This is a genomic window from Streptomyces sp. NPDC057654 (assembly GCF_042800135.1).
GTDB lineage: Bacteria > Actinomycetota > Actinomycetes > Streptomycetales > Streptomycetaceae > Streptomyces.
The window spans coordinates 1-3,011 of record NZ_JBHVHQ010000982.1; the positions used below are offsets into that span (position 1 = coordinate 1).

The following is a 3,011-nucleotide window of genomic DNA, read 5'->3' on the forward strand; positions in this document are numbered from 1 at the left end:
GTGTACGAGCGGCCGAACGAGTGATGTAGCGTCGCCCCGTACCGCCGAACGACGTGCCGTCGGCCTGTCGCCCCCTGCCCGCGCTCGCTGTACTGACCTGCTGATTTGAGACAACGACGCAGGTCATGTGAGTGTTGACAGGGTGCGGGCGACGGCGGGTAGGTTCGGCGGAGTCCACCACAGGACGCCCGGCCGGGCAACCTCCGCCTAGTCACCGAACGCCGCTGGGCCAGGGGGCGGTGAGCCGAGAAGGCACACCGCCACTGGGAGCCAGGTCCAGCGCACGGCGGCGAGGGAAGGTTTCTCCAGGTCGGCAGGTGTGACCCGGGTGGGGCCCGGGCGTTCAGTAGACAACGGCTTTCGGTCGACCCGCAGCCAGCGGGCCCCAGGTCGGCCCGAAGGACTCTGGGCCCCCACCCGCAGTCACCCGCCCGCGGCCGGGCGCTGCGCGCCCCGGCCCGCGAGGCCGTCTCGGACGTCCCTCGAACACCCCCGCCGCCCGCCGTCTTCCCGGGTCTTGGCGCGCCCTCCTTTACGCACCCTGGGGCCGCGCCGCAATCTCGTCGGTATACCGTCTGCTCACCACCGCACGACCTGCAAGGAAGGCCGTCACGTGCCCTCGGGTTCCGACACCACCGCCGAATCCGCCCCCGGCGGACCGGCAGCAGCGCCACGGGCGGACGACCCGGGGAGAAGAACGTGCCCGCCGACCCCGCCGCCCGCCCCGGCCGCGCCAGGCGCTTCGCGCTGCTCGTACGCCGCGAGGCGCCGCGCACCGGGCTCGCCGTCCTCGGCGGCCTCGCCCTGACCGCGGCCTTCCCGCCGTACGACCTGTGGCCGCTGTCGATCGTCGCCGTCGCCGCCCTGTCCCTGCTCACCCGGGGCCGCACCGCCCGCCAGGGCGCGTGGACCGGCTTCGCCTTCGGCCTGCCGTTCTTCTTCTTCCTGCTGCGCTGGCTGCGCGTGGTCGGCTACGACGCCGTCTTCGGCCTCTCCCTCGCCGAGGCGCTCTTCGTCTGCCTGCTCGGCGCGGCCCTCGCCCGCACCTCCCGGCTGCGCGGCTGGCCGCTGTGGACCGCCTGCCTGTGGGTCGCCCAGGAATGGGCGCGCGACCGCGTCCCGTTCGGCGGCTTCCCCTGGGGACGGCTCGCCTTCGCCAACACCGGCTCGCCCTTCACCCCCTTCGCGGCCCTGGGCGGCGCGCCCCTGGTGACCTTCGCCGTCGCCCTCGCCGGCGCGCTGCTCGCGTACGCCGTCGCCGCCGCCTGGCGGCTGCGCGCCACCGGGCCCCGGACCGTACGGGCCGCGCTGCCCGCCGTCGAGTCCCTCGCCCTGGCCGCCGCGATCACCGTCGGCGCGTACGCCGTGCCCGTGCCCACCAAGGCCGACGACACGGCGGACATCGCCATCGTCCAGGGCAACGTCCAGCAGGCGGGCATGGACTTCCTCGGCCGCCCGATGATGATCCTCAACAACCACGTGGACGCCACCCTCCAGCTCGCCAAGGACGTGAAGGCGGGCCGGGTCGAGAAACCGGACCTGGTGATCTGGCCGGAGAACTCCTCCGACCTCGACCCGTTCAAGTACCCGGAGGCGTACGACCGCATCGAGGAGGCCGTGAAGGCCGTCGGCGTGCCGATCCTAGTCGGCGCACTCGTCGACCACCCCTCCAAGAAGGGGTACGTCTACAACGAGGGCATCGTCTGGGACCCGAAGACCGGCCCCGGCGCCTCCTATACGAAGCAGCACCCCGTGCCCTTCGGCGAGTACGTGCCCTTCCGCGCGGAGCTCAGCAAGCTGATCACCCGGCTCCAGCGGGTGCCCCGCGACTTCTACCCCGGCGACCACAGCGGCGTCCTCAAGGTCGGCCCGGCCCGCCTCGGCGACGTCATCTGCTTCGAGGTCGCCTACGACGAGATCGTCCACGACACCGTGCGGGCCGGGGCGCGGGCCCTGGTCGTACAGACCAACAACGCCACCTACGGCCGCACCGGACAGCCCGAGCAGCAGCTCGCGATGTCCAAGCTGCGCGCCGTCGAGCACGGCCGCGCCGTGGTCACCGCCGCCACCAGCGGCATCAGCGCGGTCGTCGCGCCCGACGGCACGGTGGAGCAGCGCAGCGAGGAATTCACCCGACAGGTCCTGAACGCCCGCATCCCATTGCGTGACGGCACCACCGTCGCCGACCGCGTCGGTGCGGCCCCCGAGTGGGTGATCGCTATGGTGGGCCTCCTGTCCTGCGCGGCCGCGATCATGCTCGGCCGCTGGGGACGTCCGGACAAGAAGGGGCAGCAGTGAACGACGGCGCTCAGCGGAAGTACGGTCCGCTCGGCACGACCTTGGTGATCATCCCGACCTTCAACGAGGCGGACAACATCAAGCCCATCGTCGCCCGGGTGCGGTCCGCCGTTCCCGAGGCGCACGTCCTCGTCGCCGACGACAACAGCCCCGACGGCACCGGGAAGCTCGCCGACGAGCTCGCCGCCGAGGACGACCATGTCCACGTCATGCACCGCAAGGGCAAGGAAGGGCTCGGCGCGGCCTACCTCGCGGGCTTCCGCTGGGGCCTCGACCACGACTACGGCGTCCTCGTGGAGATGGACGCCGACGGGTCCCACCAGCCCGAGGAACTGCCGCGGCTGCTGACCGCGCTCAAGAGCGCCGACCTGGTCCTCGGCTCACGCTGGGTGCCCGGCGGGCGCGTCGTGAACTGGCCCAAGCACCGCGAGTACCTCTCCCGCGGCGGCTCCACCTACTCCCGGCTGATGCTCGACGTCCCCATGCGGGACGTCACGGGCGGCTACCGGGCCTTCCGCCGGGAGACCCTGGAAGGGCTCGGCATGGACCAGGTGGCCTCGCAGGGCTACTGCTTCCAGGTCGACCTGGCCTGGCGCGCGGTGAAAGCCGGATTCCACGTCGTGGAGGTCCCCATCACCTTCGTCGAGCGGGAGATGGGCGACAGCAAGATGTCCAAGGACATCCTGGCCGAGGCCCTGTGGCGGGTCACGACC

At 72.3% G+C, this 3,011-nt stretch carries 2 protein-coding genes; both read left to right on the plus strand.

Going from position 1 to position 3,011, the window contains the following annotated elements:
- Window positions 1–699: 699 nt before the first annotated feature.
- The gene (gene lnt, locus ACFU99_RS39235; protein ID WP_384402198.1) at window positions 700–2,298 is read left to right on the plus strand and encodes an apolipoprotein N-acyltransferase; all 1,599 of its coding nucleotides are present in this window, start codon (window positions 700–702) and stop codon (window positions 2,296–2,298) included.
- The coding region (locus ACFU99_RS39240; protein WP_384402201.1) for a polyprenol monophosphomannose synthase at window positions 2,295–3,011 on the plus strand (717 nt) is incomplete at its 3' end. The genes lnt and ACFU99_RS39240, both read left to right, overlap by 4 nt.